The organism is Enterobacter sp. E12 (assembly GCF_014596715.2).
Taxonomy (GTDB): domain Bacteria; phylum Pseudomonadota; class Gammaproteobacteria; order Enterobacterales; family Enterobacteriaceae; genus Enterobacter; species Enterobacter bugandensis.
Genome location: NZ_CP115601.1, coordinates 3,851,097 through 3,867,831, shown reverse-complemented (window position 1 = coordinate 3,867,831; position 16,735 = coordinate 3,851,097). Strand labels below are relative to the sequence as shown.

Annotated in this window: 12 protein-coding genes; 11 read left to right on the top strand and 1 reads right to left on the bottom strand. The window is 57.3% G+C overall.

The genetic code is table 11. The features are described from left to right. Positions 1-330: 330 nt before the first annotated feature. The 7 genes from IB212_RS18455 (at position 331) to IB212_RS18425 (ending at position 7,465) form a co-directional block, all read left to right on the top strand. Positions 331-660 (top strand): YqcC family protein, encoded by a 330-nt coding sequence (locus tag IB212_RS18455; protein ID WP_028014265.1) that lies wholly within the window; start codon positions 331-333, stop codon positions 658-660. Further along, on the top strand, positions 657-1,433 hold the full coding sequence (gene truC / locus IB212_RS18450) for a tRNA pseudouridine(65) synthase TruC (RefSeq protein WP_041908403.1): 777 nt from the start codon (positions 657-659) through the stop codon (positions 1,431-1,433). The genes IB212_RS18455 and truC overlap by 4 nt, the downstream gene beginning before the upstream one ends. Positions 1,434-1,457: 24 nt before the next feature. Further along, positions 1,458-1,907 carry a flavodoxin gene (locus IB212_RS18445; RefSeq protein ID WP_028014263.1) on the top strand — a complete coding sequence of 150 codons (450 nt, stop codon included), beginning with the start codon at positions 1,458-1,460 and terminating at the stop codon, positions 1,905-1,907. Positions 1,908-2,199: 292 nt separating this feature from the next. Beyond that, positions 2,200-3,555, top strand: a complete 1,356-nt coding sequence (gene gudP, locus IB212_RS18440; protein WP_041908405.1) for a galactarate/glucarate/glycerate transporter GudP — start codon at positions 2,200-2,202, stop codon at positions 3,553-3,555. After that, positions 3,555-4,895, top strand: coding sequence for an enolase C-terminal domain-like protein (locus IB212_RS18435; RefSeq protein WP_188246066.1), 1,341 nt, complete (start codon positions 3,555-3,557; stop codon positions 4,893-4,895). Before gudP ends, IB212_RS18435 begins: the two co-directional genes overlap by 1 nt. Positions 4,896-4,910: 15 nt before the next feature. Next, entirely contained in the window at positions 4,911-6,248 is a 1,338-nt protein-coding gene (gene gudD, locus IB212_RS18430; protein WP_041908407.1) for a glucarate dehydratase, read from the top strand. 77 nt (positions 6,249-6,325) lie between these two features. Beyond that, on the top strand, positions 6,326-7,465 hold the full coding sequence (locus tag IB212_RS18425) for a glycerate kinase (protein ID WP_041908409.1): 1,140 nt from the start codon (positions 6,326-6,328) through the stop codon (positions 7,463-7,465). Between the two features lie 97 nt (positions 7,466-7,562). On the opposite strand, the gene barA is transcribed toward IB212_RS18425, so the two are convergent. Continuing rightward, positions 7,563-10,322 (bottom strand): two-component sensor histidine kinase BarA, encoded by a 2,760-nt coding sequence (gene barA, locus IB212_RS18420; RefSeq protein WP_041908411.1) that lies wholly within the window; start codon positions 10,320-10,322, stop codon positions 7,563-7,565. A gap of 57 nt (positions 10,323-10,379) precedes the next feature. On the opposite strand from barA, the gene rlmD reads away from it, so the two are divergent. The 4 genes from rlmD (at position 10,380) to pyrG (ending at position 16,680) form a co-directional block, all read left to right on the top strand. Further along, the gene (rlmD, locus tag IB212_RS18415; RefSeq protein ID WP_041908412.1) at positions 10,380-11,678 is read left to right on the top strand and encodes a 23S rRNA (uracil(1939)-C(5))-methyltransferase RlmD; all 1,299 of its coding nucleotides are present in this window, start codon (positions 10,380-10,382) and stop codon (positions 11,676-11,678) included. A 51-nt stretch (positions 11,679-11,729) separates the two neighbouring features. Continuing rightward, positions 11,730-13,961 carry a GTP diphosphokinase gene (gene relA, locus IB212_RS18410; RefSeq protein WP_028014256.1) on the top strand — a complete coding sequence of 744 codons (2,232 nt, stop codon included), beginning with the start codon at positions 11,730-11,732 and terminating at the stop codon, positions 13,959-13,961. A 66-nt stretch (positions 13,962-14,027) separates the two neighbouring features. After that, positions 14,028-14,819 (top strand): nucleoside triphosphate pyrophosphohydrolase, encoded by a 792-nt coding sequence (mazG, locus tag IB212_RS18405; RefSeq protein WP_041908413.1) that lies wholly within the window; start codon positions 14,028-14,030, stop codon positions 14,817-14,819. Between the two features lie 223 nt (positions 14,820-15,042). Beyond that, a complete protein-coding gene (gene pyrG, locus IB212_RS18400; RefSeq protein ID WP_028014254.1) occupies positions 15,043-16,680 on the top strand; it encodes a glutamine hydrolyzing CTP synthase in 1,638 nt (545 codons plus the stop codon). Positions 16,681-16,735: the final 55 nt, after the last annotated feature.

Sequence of the window (16,735 nt, the reverse complement as noted above, 5' to 3'; positions counted from 1 at the left end):
GGATGAAGCAAAAGGATAACGCAGGACGCGTAAGGGACACCTCCAGGAAGGAGAACGAGAACCGAACAGGATGGTCGGTGGGTCAGGAAGGCCAGGACGTTTCAGGATGAAACAAACACGTCAGGAAGATGTGTGCAGGATGCAAAAGGTATAAGGATGATCAGGCCTTCGGGCATCAGGAAAAGTTGTCACGGAAGAGCAGGGAGCACGAATTGTAGCTGGAATGCTGCGAAACGAACCGGGAGCACTGTTTTTACAGTGCTCCCTTTTTTATTTCTGTCTTCCGCAATGCTATGCTGCGCGCCGTTCACTTTTTCAGTTGAGGTTACTATGACGCAACACGATAGCGTTCGTGCTCAGTTGCACGCCATCGAAGCCCTTTTGCGCCAGCATCAGCTGTGGCAGGAGACCGCGCCGAATCCGGAAGCGTTTGCCAGTACCCAGCCATTCTGCCTGGATACGCTGGCACCGTTCGAGTGGCTCCAGTGGGTATTAATCCCGCGCATGCACGCGCTGCTGGAAGGCGGCCACCCTTTGCCGCAGGCGTTCGCCGTTTCTCCCTACTATGAAATGGCGCTTGAGGCGACGCACCCAGCTCGCGATGTGATGCTGGTTGAGCTGGAAAAACTGGACGCCCTGTTTGCCGGTGAAGAGGCATGACGCTGGAAATCCTCTATCAGGACGAGTGGCTGGTGGCGGTGAATAAACCGTCTGGCTGGCTGGTGCACCGCAGCTGGCTGGATCGCGACGAGAAAGTGGTGGTGATGCAAACCGTGCGCGACCAGATTGGTCAGCATGTGTTTACCGCGCACCGCCTCGACAGACCGACTTCCGGCGTGCTGCTGATGGGGCTTTCCAGCGAGGCGGGCCGCCTGCTGGCGCAGCAGTTCGAACAGCACCAGATCCAGAAGCGCTACCACGCGATCGTTCGTGGCTGGCTGACCGAATCCGCCACGCTGGACTATCCGCTGGTGGAGGAGCTGGACAAAATCGCCGATAAATTTACCCGAGATGACAAAGGCCCGCAGCCCGCGGTGACGGATTATCGCGGCATGGCGACAACGGAAATGCCGGTAGCAACCAGCAAATTCCCCACCACGCGCTACAGCCTGGTTGAGCTTTTGCCCAAAACCGGACGCAAGCACCAGCTTCGCCGCCATCTTGCGCACCTGCGCCACCCGATTATTGGCGACAGCAAGCACGGCGATCTGCGCCAGAACCGCAGCGCGGCAGAGCATTTTGGCTGTAACAGACTGATGCTGCACGCCAGCGAGCTTAGCCTGACTCACCCGTTTACCGGTGAACCACTGATTATTCGTGCCGGGCTGGACGACGTCTGGATGCAGGCGCTGTCACAGTTTGGCTGGCGGGGACAACTCCCCGAAAATGAAAGGGTTGAGTTTGCATCGGGCAACGTTCAGGATGAACGGTAAGCGCAATAATTACGGGAGCAAAGCATGGCTGAAGTAGGCATTTTTGTCGGCACAATGTATGGCAACTCGCTGCTGGTAGCGGAAGAGGCTGAGGCGATTTTGACAAGCCAGGGCCATAAAGCCACGGTCTATGAAGACCCGGAGCTGGCGGACTGGGAAAAGTATAAAGATAAATACATTCTGGTAGTGACCTCCACCACCGGTCAGGGCGATCTCCCGGACAGTATCGTGCCGCTTTTCCAGGGCATTAAAGATCGGCTTGGCTACCAGCCGGACGTCCACTACGGCATTATTGCCCTCGGCGATAGCTCTTACGCCAACTTCTGCGGCGGCGGCAAGCAGTTCGATGCGCTTCTTCAGGAACAGAGCGCCCAGCGCGTCGGCGAGATGCTGCTGATTGATGCCGGTGAGCATCCTGAACCCGAAAGCGAGTCGAACCCGTGGGTTGAACACTGGGCAACGCTTCTTAAATAGTTTCGTAGGCCGGGTAAGGCGTAGCCGCCACCCGGCAACAAAGCCGCATCAAATCCTCAATTCCGTGAAGTATCTTCCACTGCTTTGGGCTTATGCCTTAAACCACGTTCCCCACACTCCTCAATGTTGTGTTTCTGCACGGTGAGCGAACCTGCCACTCCTTCATATACTTCTCCGGTCACAATAAAACGGCTTCACGCCGTACTAAAACGACAAAACTTATCTCATTCTGATTACCCTACCGGTGCTGTACAGAATGAACAGGCGAAAGCTATGTTTCAGGAGTGCAACAATGAGTACATTAAGCCACGCAGCGAGCAGCGCTGAAAAGCGCACTAACGCCCGCTACTGGATAGTGGTGATGCTGTTTATCGTCACGTCCTTTAACTATGGTGACCGCGCCACGCTGTCGATTGCCGGCTCGGAGATGGCAAAAGACATCGGCCTTGATCCGGTGGGCATGGGTTACGTTTTCTCTGCATTCTCGTGGGCCTACGTCATCGGCCAAATTCCTGGCGGCTGGCTGCTGGACCGTTTTGGCTCTAAACGCGTCTATTTCTGGTCCATCTTTATCTGGTCTGCTTTTACCCTTTTGCAGGGTTTCGTCGATATCTTCAGCGGCTTTGGCATTATCGTGGCGCTCTTTACGCTGCGCTTTCTGGTAGGCCTGGCGGAAGCCCCTTCCTTCCCGGGCAACAGCCGCATTGTCGCGGCCTGGTTTCCTGCGCAGGAGAGGGGAACAGCGGTGGCAATTTTTAACTCTGCCCAGTATTTCGCGACGGTGATCTTTGCGCCCATTATGGGCTGGCTGACGCATGAGGTGGGCTGGTCGCACGTCTTCTTCTTTATGGGCGGGCTTGGGATCGTCATCAGCTTTATCTGGCTGAAAGTGATCCACGAACCGAATCAGCACCCTGGCGTGAACAAGAAGGAGCTGGAATACATTGCTGAGGGCGGGGCGCTGATCAATATGGATCAGAAATCTGACAAAGCAAAAGTCCCCTTCAGCCAGAAATGGGCGCAGATCAAGCAGCTCGTCGGCTCGCGCATGATGATCGGTATCTATCTCGGTCAGTACTGTATCAACGCCTTAACTTACTTCTTTATCACCTGGTTCCCGGTTTATCTGGTGCAGGCGCGCGGCATGTCGATCCTCAAAGCGGGGTTTGTTGCCTCGGTCCCGGCAATCTGCGGCTTCATCGGCGGCGTGCTTGGCGGGGTCATTTCCGACTGGCTGATGCGCCGCACGGGTTCGCTGAACATCGCGCGTAAAACGCCGATTGTGCTCGGCATGCTGCTCTCCATGACCATGGTGTTCTGTAACTACGTCAGTGCCGAGTGGATGATTATCGGCTTTATGGCGATGGCCTTCTTCGGCAAAGGGATTGGCGCGCTGGGCTGGGCGGTGATGGCGGATACGGCACCGAAAGAGATCAGCGGCCTGAGCGGCGGTCTGTTCAATATGTTCGGCAACGTTTCCGGGATTGTTACACCTATCGCTATCGGCTACATCGTCGGCACCACGGGGTCTTTCAACGGCGCGCTGATCTACGTCGGTGTGCATGCCCTGGTGGCGGTGCTGAGTTACCTGGTGCTGGTGGGTGATATTAAACGCGTCGAACTTAAACCTGTTGTGGAGCGCGGATGATGACAACACAATCAAGCCCTATCGTCACGGAAATGAAAGTTATCCCGGTGGCCGGTCAGGACAGCATGCTGCTCAATATTGGCGGCGCGCATAACGCATGGTTTACCCGCAATATCGTGGTGTTAACCGATAGCGCAGGCAACACCGGGGTAGGTGAAGCCCCCGGCGGGGAAGTGATCTACCAGACCCTGGTAGAGGCTATTCCACAGGTCGTGGGCCAGGAAGTGGCTCGTCTGAACAAGGTGGTTCAGCGGGTGCATAAGGGCAATCAGTCGGCGGACTTTGATACCTTCGGCAAGGGCGCGTGGACGTTTGAACTGCACGTCAATGCGGTCGCCGCCCTGGAAGCGGCACTGCTGGATTTACTCGGTAAAGCCCTTAACGTTCCGGTCTGCGAACTGCTGGGGCCGGGCAAACAGCGCGATGCGGTCACCGTGCTGGGCTATCTGTTCTACGTTGGCGATCGCAATAAAACCGATCTCCCCTATCTGGCTCGTTCACCGGGTGACCACGACTGGTATCAGCTGCGCCATCAGGAAGCGCTCTCCGGCGAGGCGGTGGTCCGGCTGGCTGAAGCTGCTCAGGATCGCTACGGCTTTAAGGATTTCAAGCTGAAAGGCGGCGTGCTGCCCGGCGAGCAGGAGATTGAAACGGCCCGGGCGCTGAAAAAACGCTTCCCGGAGGCGCGCATCACCGTTGACCCGAACGGCGCCTGGCTGCTGGATGAGGCGATTAGCCTGTGTAAAGGTCTCGGTGACGTGCTGACCTACGCGGAAGACCCGTGCGGCGCCGAGCAGGGCTTCTCAGGCCGCGAGGTGATGGCCGAATTCCGCCGCGCAACCGGGCTGCCGGTTGCGACCAATATGATCGCCACCAACTGGCGCGAAATGGGCCACGCGGTGATGCTGAACGCCGTCGACATTCCGCTGGCAGACCCGCACTTCTGGACGCTCTCCGGCGCGGTTCGCGTGGCGCAGCTGTGCGCTGACTGGGGCCTGACCTGGGGCTGCCACTCCAACAACCATTTCGATATCTCGCTGGCAATGTTTACCCACGTTGGCGCGGCGGCGCCGGGTAACCCGACCGCCATCGACACCCACTGGATTTGGCAGGAAGGCGAAGCTCGCCTGACGAAAAATCCGCTGGAGATCAAAAACGGTAAAATTGCCGTACCCGATGCGCCGGGGCTGGGCGTGGAGCTTGACTGGGATCAGGTTCATCAAGCCCATGAGGCGTATAAAAAGCTACCGGGCGGCGCACGTAACGACGCGGGCCCGATGCAGTACCTTATCCCCGGCTGGACATTTGACCGTAAGCGCCCTGTTTTTGGACGTCACTGATAAAAGGATTACACGATGAGTACTTTTACGACCCCTGTCGTCACCTCCATGCAAATCATTCCGGTCGCAGGTCATGACAGCATGCTGATGAACCTGAGCGGGGCGCATGCGCCGTTCTTCACGCGCAATATTGTCATTATCAAAGACAATGCCGGCCATACCGGCGTGGGGGAAATTCCGGGCGGGGAGAAGATCCGCAAAACGCTGGAGGATGCCATTCCGCTGGTGGTGGGCAAAACGCTGGGTGAGTACAAAAATGTCCTCAACAAAGTGCGCAACACCTTTGCCGATCGCGATGCCGGCGGCCGCGGTCTGCAAACCTTCGATTTGCGCACCACTATCCACGTGGTGACCGGCATTGAAGCCGCGATGCTGGATCTGCTGGGCCAGCACCTGGGCGTTAACGTCGCGTCGCTGCTGGGCGAGGGCCAGCAGCGCAGTGAAGTGGAGATGCTCGGCTATCTGTTCTTTGTTGGCGACCGCAAGCTGACGCCGCTGCCGTATCAGAGCCAGCCGGATGACCAATGCGACTGGTACCGCGTTCGTCACGAAGAAGCGATGACCCCGGATGCGGTGGTGCGGCTGGCAGAAGCCGCGTATGAAAAATATGGCTTCAATGATTTCAAACTGAAAGGCGGCGTGCTGGCGGGGGAAGAGGAGGCGGAAGCCATTACCGCGCTGGCAAAACGTTTCCCGCAGGCGCGCGTGACGCTGGATCCGAACGGCGCGTGGTCGCTTGATGAAGCGATCAAAATTGGTAAGCAGCTCAAGGGCGTACTGGCCTACGCCGAAGATCCATGCGGGGCTGAGCAAGGCTTCTCGGGCCGCGAAGTCATGGCGGAATTCCGTCGCGCTACGGGGCTACCGACCGCGACCAATATGATCGCCACCGACTGGCGTCAGATGGGTCACACGCTCTCTCTGCAATCGGTGGATATCCCGCTGGCGGACCCGCACTTCTGGACAATGCAGGGCTCGGTTCGCGTGGCGCAGATGTGCCACGAGTTTGGCCTGACCTGGGGTTCGCACTCCAACAACCATTTTGACGTGTCGCTGGCGATGTTTACCCACGTTGCCGCCGCCGCGCCGGGCACCATTACCGCTATCGACACGCACTGGATCTGGCAGGAGGGTAATCAGCGCCTCACCAAAGAGCCGTTTGAGATCAAAGATGGCATGGTGCAGGTGCCGTCCACGCCGGGGTTGGGCGTTGAGCTGGATATGGATCAGGTAATGAAAGCACACGAGCTGTATCAGAAACACGGTCTGGGCGCGCGCGACGACGCGATGGCGATGCAGTACCTGATCCCTGACTGGACATTCGACAATAAACGTCCGTGCATGGTACGATAAACGCATTGGGACCGCTCCCATGAGCGGTTTCCTACGTGGTGTATGCTTAACGTAACGACTATGCGTAAGGATGGCTTATGAAAATTGTTATCGCACCGGACTCGTATAAGGAAAGTTTGAGTGCGCTTGAGGTTGCGACAGCGATCGAGCGCGGTTTTCGCGAGATTTTCCCTGAGGCGGAGTACGTCAAACTGCCGGTCGCTGATGGCGGTGAAGGCACGGTTGAGGCGATGATCGCGGCAACCCGGGGACGCATTGTGCACGTTCCGGTGACCGGTCCGCTGGGCGAGCGCGTGGACGGATTTTATGGAATATCCGGTGACGAGCAGAGCGCCTTTATTGAAATGGCGGCGGCAAGCGGTCTGGAACTGGTAGCCCCTTCACTGCGTGACCCTCTGAAAACGACCTCCTGGGGCACGGGGGAACTTATCCGCCACGCGCTGGATGCGGGCGTTAAGCATATCATCATCGGTATCGGCGGCAGCGCCACCAATGACGGCGGCGCCGGGATGGTGCAGGCGCTGGGGGCTAAGCTGCTGGACGACAATGAACAGCCGCTGGGGCAGGGCGGGGGCGAGCTGGATAAGCTTGCGCGGATCGACCTGAGCGGCCTCGACCAGCGTCTGGCGGAGTGCCGGATAGAAGTCGCCTGCGATGTGACGAATCCGCTCACCGGTAAGGATGGCGCGTCAGCGGTATTTGGCCCGCAAAAGGGCGCTACACCCGAGATGATCGTCACCCTGGACAACGCGCTTGCGCACTATGCGAGAGTCATTGCCCGGGATCTGGACATTGATGTGCTCAACCTTGCTGGCGGCGGTGCAGCGGGTGGCATGGGCGCGGCGCTGTACGCTTTTTGTGGCGCGGAGTTGCGCCAGGGCATTGAGATTGTGACCGATGCGCTACACCTGGCCGACCAGGTGGCCGATGCGGATCTGGTGATCACCGGGGAAGGCCGCATCGACAGCCAGACGATCCATGGCAAAGTGCCGGTAGGAGTGGCGAAAGTGGCGAAACGCTTTAATAAGCCCGTTATCGGTATTGCAGGTAGCCTGACGGCGGATGTTGGCGTTGTACACGATCACGGCTTAGACGCGGTGTTTAGCGTGATCTACACCATCTGCTCGCTGGAGGACGCGCTGGAAAATGCCAGCGAGAATGTACAGATGGCCGCAAGGAATATCGCGGCGGTGCTGAAAGTGGGGCAGGGGATGTAGTTCTCCCTCTCCCCGTGGGAGAGGGGCGGGGTGAGGGCATCAGGCCGCACCCGCAATCGTAGGCCCGGTAAGGCGAAGCCGCCACCGGGCTTTTACCTCAGCTACCCAACACCTTCATCGCTTCCCGCGTCACGTTATCCATCTCATCCAGCAGTTCCAGGAACTCCGGTTCAAGCTCCGATTCCGGCGTACCCGCGCGCAGCTGCTGCTCCAGCAGCTGGCAGAGGTTTTTCAGCCGCGGTACGCCGCTGTAGCCGCAGCTGCCGTGCAGCTTGTGGATCGCTTCCAGCAGCTCTTCCGGGTTCTCGCCCACCAGCTGTTCTTCAACCTTATTACGGATCTCCGGCAGAAACGCGACCAGCATTTGCAGCATCTCGCGTGCTAAATCGGGTTTCCCTGCCGCCTGGCGCAGCGCCAGCTGCCAGTCAAAGGTCGCATTTTGATTAACGCTTACCTCAACCGGCTCGCTGAAAACCGTATATGTTCCGCCAATGTGCCCCGGCTTATAGCGTAACAGCAGGTTATGAAGCTTCTCTTCGTCGATAGGTTTCGCCAGGTAATCATTCATCCCGGCGCTCAGCAGCTTCTCTTTCTGACCGGCCATCGCATGCGCGGTGACCGCAATCACCGGGGTTTGCTGCTGATGCGGGAGCTGGTGGATCAGCTCGCAGGCACGAATGCCATCCATGCCCGGCATCTGAATATCCATCAGAATTAAGTCGAACTGCATCTGTTTAGCCAGTTCAACCGCCTGGGCGCCGCTGGTACACAGCTCAACATGCTGAACCTGGTCTTCCAGCAATACGCCGATTAGCTTCAGGTTTGCCGGATTATCATCCACCGCCATCACGCTCATGGGCAGTTTTTGCTCGTCGTTAATCAACGGCAGTGCGTGCTGGCTAAGACGGCAATACTCCGTGAGGGCGGGCAGCAGGCGGGTCGCGGTGAGTGGTTTAAGCAGGCACGCGGCCGCACCGTCGTTTTTCAACTCTTCCGCATTAAGCTGGGCGTGGCAGGGCAGCGCCAGCAGCAGATAGTCGGTCATCGACGCGGCTTTCGCCAGTCGCTCCTGCTGCATGGTCAGCTCGCCGGTGAAGGTCACCGGGATCCCCATCAGCAAAATGTCGTAATGATCAACGGCCAGGGCAGAGAAGGTTGGACTGTAAACCACCTCCAGCGGCGTGGTGCTTAAAATATCCAGCGCGCACTGCGCCGCTGCCGCGTTAGGCTCAACGTAGGCCAGGCGCTTACCTTTCAGACAGTCCGTCACCGGGCCGTCGGTCAGCACGTTCGGATTGAGGTCGAGGTTAATATGGAACCAGAAGGTTGAGCCGCGGTTTGGCTGGCTGTGGAAAGAGATATCGCCGCCCATCTCGTTTACCAGCCTCTGCGTGATCACCAGCCCCAGTCCGGTACCGCCATGGCGGCGGGAGATGCTGGCGTCTGCCTGGCGGAAGGCCTGGAACAGACGCGACTGATCCCGCTCCGGAATGCCGATACCGGTATCGCGGATTTGAACCTCAATCTGCACCTTGTTATTACTGATGGCGCGTTTTTCTACCAGGATGTCGATGTTGCCGCTTTCGGTGAATTTAATCGCATTCCCGACAAGATTGGTAATGACCTGCTGCAGGCGCAGCGGATCGCCAATAACGTTGTCCGGCACGTCGTTTTTAATATTGAGCGTTAGCTCAAGGCCCTTGTCGTGCGACGAGTGCGCGAGCAGCGTCACGACTTCATCGAGCGTACTGCGCAGCGGGAACGGGATGCTCTCCAGAATCAGTTTGCCGGCCTCCAGCTTGGAGAAGTCCAGCACGTCGTTAATGATCGCCAGCAGGTTGTTGGCCGAACGTTCAATGGTGTGCAGGTGATCGCGCTGAGTAGGATTCAGCTCGCTTTTCAGGGTCAGGCGGGTAAAGCCGATCACGCCATTGAGCGGCGTACGCAGCTCGTGCGACATATTGGCCAGAAACTCAGACTTGATACGCGCCGCTTCCTGAGCGCGCTTTTTCGCCAGATCCAGCTCAACGTTCTGGATCTCCATCTGCTCCAGCGTTTCGCGCAGGTCAGAGGTGGCCTGGTCAACGTTATGCTGCATCTCTTCGTGATAGGCCGCCAGCGACATCGCCATCGAGTTAATGCCATTTTTCAGCATATCCAGCTCGCCCAACATAAACCCTTCCACGCGGCTGTCGAGCTGTCCCCGGCGGATGCGGTCAACGGTATTAACCATGTTGCGGATGGGCCCCGTGACGTCGCGCATCAGACGCCAGCCGAAGATCAGCGCAATACCAATGCAGAACAGCATCATCACGCCGGAGATAAAAATTTCTTTGTACTGCTGCAGCCGTACCGACTTGAGATCCAGCTCAAGCGCTACATATCCCAGCATGTTATTGCTGGATTTGGCATCGGATTGCGCAGACTCATCGGGTGAATAGCTTTCCGACACGATCGGCGTGCGCAGGATCATGATGTCGCCGCGCCGCAACACGGTGAGATGGCGCGGGAAGGGCGTACCGTCAGGGATCTTCAGCGTGGTCGGATCGAGATGAAAGTTTGAGGTGACAAACAGGCGGTTATGTTCGTCGTAGACGGAAATGGCGCGGACGATATCCGAGTGGCGGCGGTGGAGCACGCTGATTAACTGCCCAATGGATTCACGGTTTTGCAGGTTCATCCCATACTCGCTTGAGACGGCGAGCGGTTCGATAATGCTGGCGCCCGCGTCCTCCAGCTGTCGCTGCAAATCGTTATAGCGGTGCACCACAAAGAAGATACTCAGCAGCAAACCGATGAGAACGGTGGGGGCGAGGATCAAAATCATCATGCGCGCGCGCAGGCTGTAGTTGGTCATGGCGTTCCGTTATGGGACAATTAAGATAATTATGTTTATGTGAGAAAAATCTCGGCGATGGCGCAATTCTACTCTGCAAAGCGACGCGTGACGACGCGTCAAATCATTACTGTTGAAGCCACGGACCTTGATCCGTTTGGTCAGGGAGTGGCTCGTCACAACGGTAAGACTCTGTTTATAACAGGTTTGCTGCCAGGAGAACGAGCAGAAATTACGCTGACGGAAGACAAGCGTCAGTACTCGCGTGGACAGGTGAAGCGTCGCCTCAACGCGAGCCCGGAGCGCGTGGAGCCCCGCTGTCCACATTTTGGCGTGTGCGGAGGCTGCCAGCAACAGCATGCGAGCACAGAATTACAGCAAAAAAGTAAAAGCCGCGCGCTGGCGCGCCTCCTTAAACACGAAGTTGACGAGATTATCGCCGATGAGCCCTGGGGCTATCGCCGCCGCGCGCGCCTGAGCCTGAGCTATCAGCCCAAAACGGAGCGGCTGGAGATGGGTTTTCGCAAAGCAGCCTCCAGCGATATTGTTGACGTGAAGCGGTGCCCCATTTTGGTGCCCCATCTTGAGGCGTTACTTCCGGACGTGCACCGCTGTCTTGCATCGCTGGACGGGGTGCGTTCATTGGGCCACGTTGAACTGGTGCTGGCGAACAACGGCCCGCTGATGGTGCTGCGCCACACCGTGCCGCTGTCGAAAAAAGATCGCGAAAAACTGGAACGCTTTTCGCATTCTCATGAGCTTGCGCTTTTCCTCGCGCCTCAAAGCGAGATACTTGAACAGGTATCGGGCGAAGCTCCCTGGTATGCGTCAGACGGGCTACGCTTAACGTTCAGTCCGCGTGATTTTATCCAGGTCAACGACGGCATAAACCAGCAAATGGTGGCGAAGACCCTGGAATGGCTTGACGTACAGCCCACTGACCGTGTGCTCGATCTGTTCTGCGGCATGGGTAACTTTACCCTGCCGCTGGCGCGTAGAGCGGCAAGCGTGGTCGGGGTGGAAGGCGTTGAGGCGCTGGTGGTCAAAGGCCAGGAAAACGCAGAGCAGAACGGCTTGCAAAATGTGACATTCTTTCATCAAAATCTCGAGGAAGATGTCACCCAACAGCCGTGGGCAAAGCAGGGTTTCGACAAAATCCTGCTCGACCCGGCGCGTGCAGGTGCCCCAGGCGTCATGGCGCATATTATTAAACTCGCGCCCAGGCGCGTGGTCTATGTTTCCTGTAACCCGGCAACGCTTGCCCGTGACAGTGAGGCGTTAATCAGCGCGGGTTACCAGATTCGGCGTCTGGCAATGCTGGACATGTTCCCGCACACTGGACATCTGGAATCGATGGCGTTGTTCGAGCACATCTAATTTGTTTGGCTTGTCGACTTCGACAGGCCCTGGTCCCTAAAGGAGAGGACAATGGTTGCGGTAAGAAGTGCACATCTCAATAAAGCTGGGGAGTTTGACCCACAAAAATGGATCGCAAGTCTGGGAATTTCCAGCCAGCAGTCGTGTGAACGCTTAACCGAAACCTGGGCCTACTGTCTGCGCACCACGCAGGGACACCCGGATGCCGATCTTCTCTTATGGCGCGGCGTGGAAATGGTTGAAATCTTGTCCATGCTGAACATGGACATCGAAACGCTGCAGGCCGCGCTGCTGTTCCCCCTCGCGGATGCGGATGTGGTCAGCGAAGATGTGCTGCGCGACAGCGTCGGCAAATCCGTCGTTGCGCTGATCCACGGCGTGCGCGATATGGCGGCCATTCGCCAGCTAAAAGCCGCGCATACCGATTCCGTCTCCTCTGAGCAGGTTGATAACGTCCGCCGGATGCTGCTGGCCATGGTGGATGATTTTCGCTGCGTGGTCATCAAGCTTGCCGAGCGTATTGCCCACCTGCGTGAAGTGAAAGATGCGCCGGAAGACGAGCGCGTGCTGGCCGCCAAAGAGTGTACGAACATCTATGCGCCGCTGGCGAACCGCTTAGGTATTGGTCAGCTGAAATGGGAGCTGGAAGATTACTGCTTCCGCTATCTGCATCCGGCAGAATACAAGCGCATTGCCAAACTCCTGCATGAGCGCCGTATCGATCGTGAGCACTACATCGACGAGTTTGTCAGCGGGCTGCGTCAGGCCATGAAAGAAGAGAATGTGCGTGCCGAAGTTTACGGTCGGCCTAAGCACATCTACAGCATCTGGCGCAAAATGCAGAAGAAACACCTCGCCTTTGACGAGCTGTTTGACGTGCGCGCCGTGCGTATCGTGGCGGAGCGTCTACAGGACTGCTACGCCGCGCTGGGGATAGTACATACTCACTTCCGCCACCTGCCGGATGAATTTGACGACTATGTCGCGAACCCAAAACCGAACGGCTACCAGTCCATTCATACCGTGGTGCTTGGCCCCGGCGGCAAAACGGTCGAGATTCAAATCCGCACCAAACAGATGCACGAAGACGCCGAGCTGGGCGTAGCCGCGCACTGGAAGTACAAAGAGGGCACTTCTGGCGGGGCACGCTCCGGCCACGAAGACCGCATCGCCTGGCTGCGCAAGCTGATTGCGTGGCAGGAAGAGATGGCCGACTCCGGCGAAATGCTCGACGAGGTGCGCAGCCAGGTCTTTGATGACCGTGTCTACGTCTTTACCCCGAAAGGGGACGTTGTCGACCTGCCGGCTGGCTCCACGCCGCTCGATTTTGCCTACCACATTCACAGCGACGTGGGGCACCGCTGCATCGGGGCGAAGATCGGCGGACGTATCGTGCCGTTTACCTATCAGCTGCAGATGGGCGACCAGATTGAAATCATTACCCAGAAGCAGCCAAACCCGAGCCGCGACTGGCTTAACCCGAACCTCGGTTACGTCACCACCAGCCGCGGGCGCTCCAAAATTCACGCCTGGTTCCGCAAGCAGGATCGTGACAAAAACATTCTTGCCGGTCGCCAGATCCTTGACGACGAGCTGGAGCATATCGGGATCAGCCTGAAAGAAGCAGAGAAATTCCTGCTGCCGCGCTACAACTTCAACGAGCTGGACGAGCTGCTGGCGGCGATTGGCGGCGGTGATATCCGTCTGAATCAGATGGTCAACTTCCTGCAGGCGCAGTTCAACAAGCCTAGCGCGGAAGAGCAGGACGCGGCGGCGCTGAAGCAGCTGCAGCAGAAAACCTATGCCCCGCAGCAGCGCAGCAAAGACAACGGCCGCGTGGTGGTCGAGGGCGTGGGCAACCTGATGCACCACATTGCCCGCTGCTGCCAGCCGATTCCGGGGGACGATATCGTCGGCTTTATCACCCAGGGGCGCGGGATCTCGATCCACCGCTCCGACTGCGACCAGCTTGCCGAACTGCAGTCCCACGCGCCGGAGCGTATCGTGGAAGCGGTCTGGGGTGAGAGCTATTCCGCCGGTTACTCGCTGGTGGTGCGCGTCACTGCCAACGATCGCAGCGGGCTGCTGCGCGACATCACCACCATTCTCGCCAACGAGAAGGTCAACGTGCTGGGCGTCGCCAGCCGCAGCGATACCCGCGAGCAGCTTGCCACCATCGATATGACCATCGAAATCTACAACCTGCAGGTGCTCGGCCGCGTGCTGGGCAAACTGAACCAGGTGCCGGATGTGATTGACGCGCGTCGTCTGCACGGCGGCTAAACATCCTCTTCCGTAGGCCGGGTAAGGCAACGCCGCCACCCGGCATTTTTTCATCAGGACAGAACTATGACTCAAATCGACCGCCTGCTCGGCATCATGAAACGCCTGCGCGACCCGGAAAACGGCTGCCCGTGGGACAAGGAGCAGACTTTCGCGACCATCGCACCTTATACCCTCGAAGAGACCTATGAGGTGCTGGACGCCATTTCACGCGAGGATTTCGATGACCTGCGCGGTGAACTCGGCGACCTGCTGTTCCAGGTAGTGTTCTACGCCCAGATGGCGCAGGAGGAAGGGCGCTTTAACTTTGACGATATCTGTGCCGCTATCAGCGATAAGCTGGAGCGCCGCCATCCGCATATCTTTGGCGATGCCACTGCAGGAAACAGCGCAGAGGTGCTGTCCCGCTGGGAGCAGATTAAAAGCGCCGAGCGCGCTGAAAAGTCCCAGCACTCTGCGCTGGACGACATCCCGCTGAGCCTGCCCGCGCTGATGCGCGCCCACAAAATTCAAAAGCGCTGCTCGGCGGTAGGATTTGACTGGGATTCCCTGGGACCCGTGCTGGATAAAGTGCATGAAGAGATCGATGAAGTGATGCACGAAGCGCAGCAGGCGGTGGTCGATGAAGCAAAGCTGGAGGAAGAGATGGGCGACCTGCTGTTCGCCACCGTCAATCTTTCTCGCCATTTAGGGGTAAAAGCGGAAACCGCGCTGCAAAAAGCCAACCTGAAATTCGAACGACGCTTTCGTGAAGTCGAGCGGATTGTGGCCTCGCGCGGCCTGGAAATGACCGGAATTGACCTCGACGCGATGGAAGAAGTCTGGCAGGAAGTAAAACGCCAGGAATCTGATCTCTAACGGAATTTTGCGATCAAGCGCAATTTGTGTGATTTTTTAAATGACAAGCGCTTGATTTGCGTCAAAAACATTTACCCAAAAGGGGCTATTTTCTCACTCCTTATGTTTGTCATGGCCTGGAATGGAGACGGAGAATGAAAGTTTGTGGCGCTCGCCGTGTTCGGGTATACTACTTTCCCGTCCTGGTTATTCCATCGTTTCACCCTAACTTCTCAGGTTCAGCATGACAACGAACTATATTTTTGTGACCGGCGGGGTCGTATCCTCTCTGGGTAAAGGCATTGCCGCAGCCTCCCTCGCAGCCATTCTTGAAGCCCGTGGCCTCAATGTGACCATGATGAAACTGGATCCGTATATCAACGTCGATCCTGGCACCATGAGCCCAACCCAACACGGGGAAGTGTTCGTTACTGAAGACGGCGCTGAAACCGATCTGGATCTTGGCCACTACGAGCGTTTCATTCGTACCAAAATGACCCGTCGTAACAACTTTACGACTGGCCGCATCTACTCTGACGTTCTGCGTAAAGAGCGCCGCGGTGACTACCTGGGCGCGACCGTGCAGGTTATCCCACACATCACTAACGCCATCAAAGAGCGTGTCCTTGCCGGTGGCGAAGGGCATGACGTTGTGCTGGTTGAAATCGGCGGTACCGTGGGTGATATCGAATCCCTGCCGTTCCTCGAAGCGATTCGTCAGCTGGCGGTAGACATTGGTCGTGAACACGCGCTGTTCATGCACCTGACGCTGGTGCCTTACATGGCGGCGGCAGGTGAAGTGAAAACCAAACCGACTCAGCACTCCGTTAAAGAACTGCTCTCTATCGGTATTCAGCCTGACATCCTGGTTTGCCGTTCCGATCGTGCCATTCCAGCGAACGAACGTGCGAAAATTGCATTGTTCTGTAACGTGCCTGAAAAAGCCGTTATTTCAATGAAAGATGTCGATTCCATTTATAAAATCCCGGGCCTGTTGAAATCACAGGGTCTGGACGATTATATTTGTAAACGATTCAGCTTGAACTGTCCGGAAGCTAACCTGTCTGAATGGGAACAGGTTATTTATGAAGAAGCGAACCCGGCAGGCGAAGTGACTATCGGTATGGTCGGCAAGTACATCGAACTGCCGGACGCCTATAAGTCCGTTATCGAAGCGCTGAAGCACGGTGGTCTGAAGAACCGCGTCTCCGTGAACATCAAGCTGATTGATTCGCAGGATGTTGAAACACGTGGCGTTGAAATTCTGAAAGATCTGGATGCTATCCTCATCCCTGGCGGCTTCGGCTACCGTGGTGTTGAAGGCAAGATCGCCACTGCACGCTATGCGCGTGAAAACAATATTCCATACCTCGGCATCTGCCTGGGTATGCAGGTTGCGCTGATCGAATTTGCGCGCAACGTAGCGGGAATGGAAAACGCGAACTCTACGGAATTTGTGCCAGACTGTAAGTACCCTGTCGTGGCGCTGATTACGGAATGGCGCGACGAAGACGGTAACGTCGAAGTCCGTACCGAGAAGAGCGATCTGGGTGGCACTATGCGTCTTGGCGCGCAGGCCTGCCAGCTGTCCGACGATAGCGTGGTTCGCAAGCTGTACGGCGAGCCGGTCATCACCGAGCGCCATCGTCACCGCTATGAAGTCAACAATATGTTGTTGAAACAAATTGAAGCCGCGGGCCTGCGTGTTGCGGGTCGCTCCGGGGACGATCAGTTAGTCGAGATCATCGAGGTGCCAAACCATCCGTGGTTTGTTGCCTGCCAGTTCCACCCGGAATTTACTTCAACGCCGCGTGATGGACATCCGCTGTTTGCAGGCTTCGTGAAAGCCGCCAGCGAGTACCAGAAGCGTCAGGCGAAGTAAAAAAGTTAGAACGGCAACGCGTACCAACGGTACGCGTTGTTTGTCTGGAGTTTTA

What these genes read in the sequence shown, in the direction of transcription:
- IB212_RS18455 (WP_028014265.1), top strand. Translation starts at nt 331, where the DNA reads ATGACGCAACACGATAGCGTTCGTGCTCAGTTGCACGCCATCGAAGCC.
- truC (WP_041908403.1), top strand. Translation starts at nt 657, where the DNA reads ATGACGCTGGAAATCCTCTATCAGGACGAGTGGCTGGTGGCGGTGAAT.
- IB212_RS18445 (WP_028014263.1), top strand. Translation starts at nt 1,458, where the DNA reads ATGGCTGAAGTAGGCATTTTTGTCGGCACAATGTATGGCAACTCGCTG.
- gudP (WP_041908405.1), top strand. Translation starts at nt 2,200, where the DNA reads ATGAGTACATTAAGCCACGCAGCGAGCAGCGCTGAAAAGCGCACTAAC.
- IB212_RS18435 (WP_188246066.1), top strand. Translation starts at nt 3,555, where the DNA reads ATGACAACACAATCAAGCCCTATCGTCACGGAAATGAAAGTTATCCCG.
- gudD (WP_041908407.1), top strand. Translation starts at nt 4,911, where the DNA reads ATGAGTACTTTTACGACCCCTGTCGTCACCTCCATGCAAATCATTCCG.
- IB212_RS18425 (WP_041908409.1), top strand. Translation starts at nt 6,326, where the DNA reads ATGAAAATTGTTATCGCACCGGACTCGTATAAGGAAAGTTTGAGTGCG.
- barA (WP_041908411.1), bottom strand. Translation starts at nt 10,322, where the DNA reads ATGACCAACTACAGCCTGCGCGCGCGCATGATGATTTTGATCCTCGCC.
- rlmD (WP_041908412.1), top strand. Translation starts at nt 10,380, where the DNA reads ATGGCGCAATTCTACTCTGCAAAGCGACGCGTGACGACGCGTCAAATC.
- relA (WP_028014256.1), top strand. Translation starts at nt 11,730, where the DNA reads ATGGTTGCGGTAAGAAGTGCACATCTCAATAAAGCTGGGGAGTTTGAC.
- mazG (WP_041908413.1), top strand. Translation starts at nt 14,028, where the DNA reads ATGACTCAAATCGACCGCCTGCTCGGCATCATGAAACGCCTGCGCGAC.
- pyrG (WP_028014254.1), top strand. Translation starts at nt 15,043, where the DNA reads ATGACAACGAACTATATTTTTGTGACCGGCGGGGTCGTATCCTCTCTG.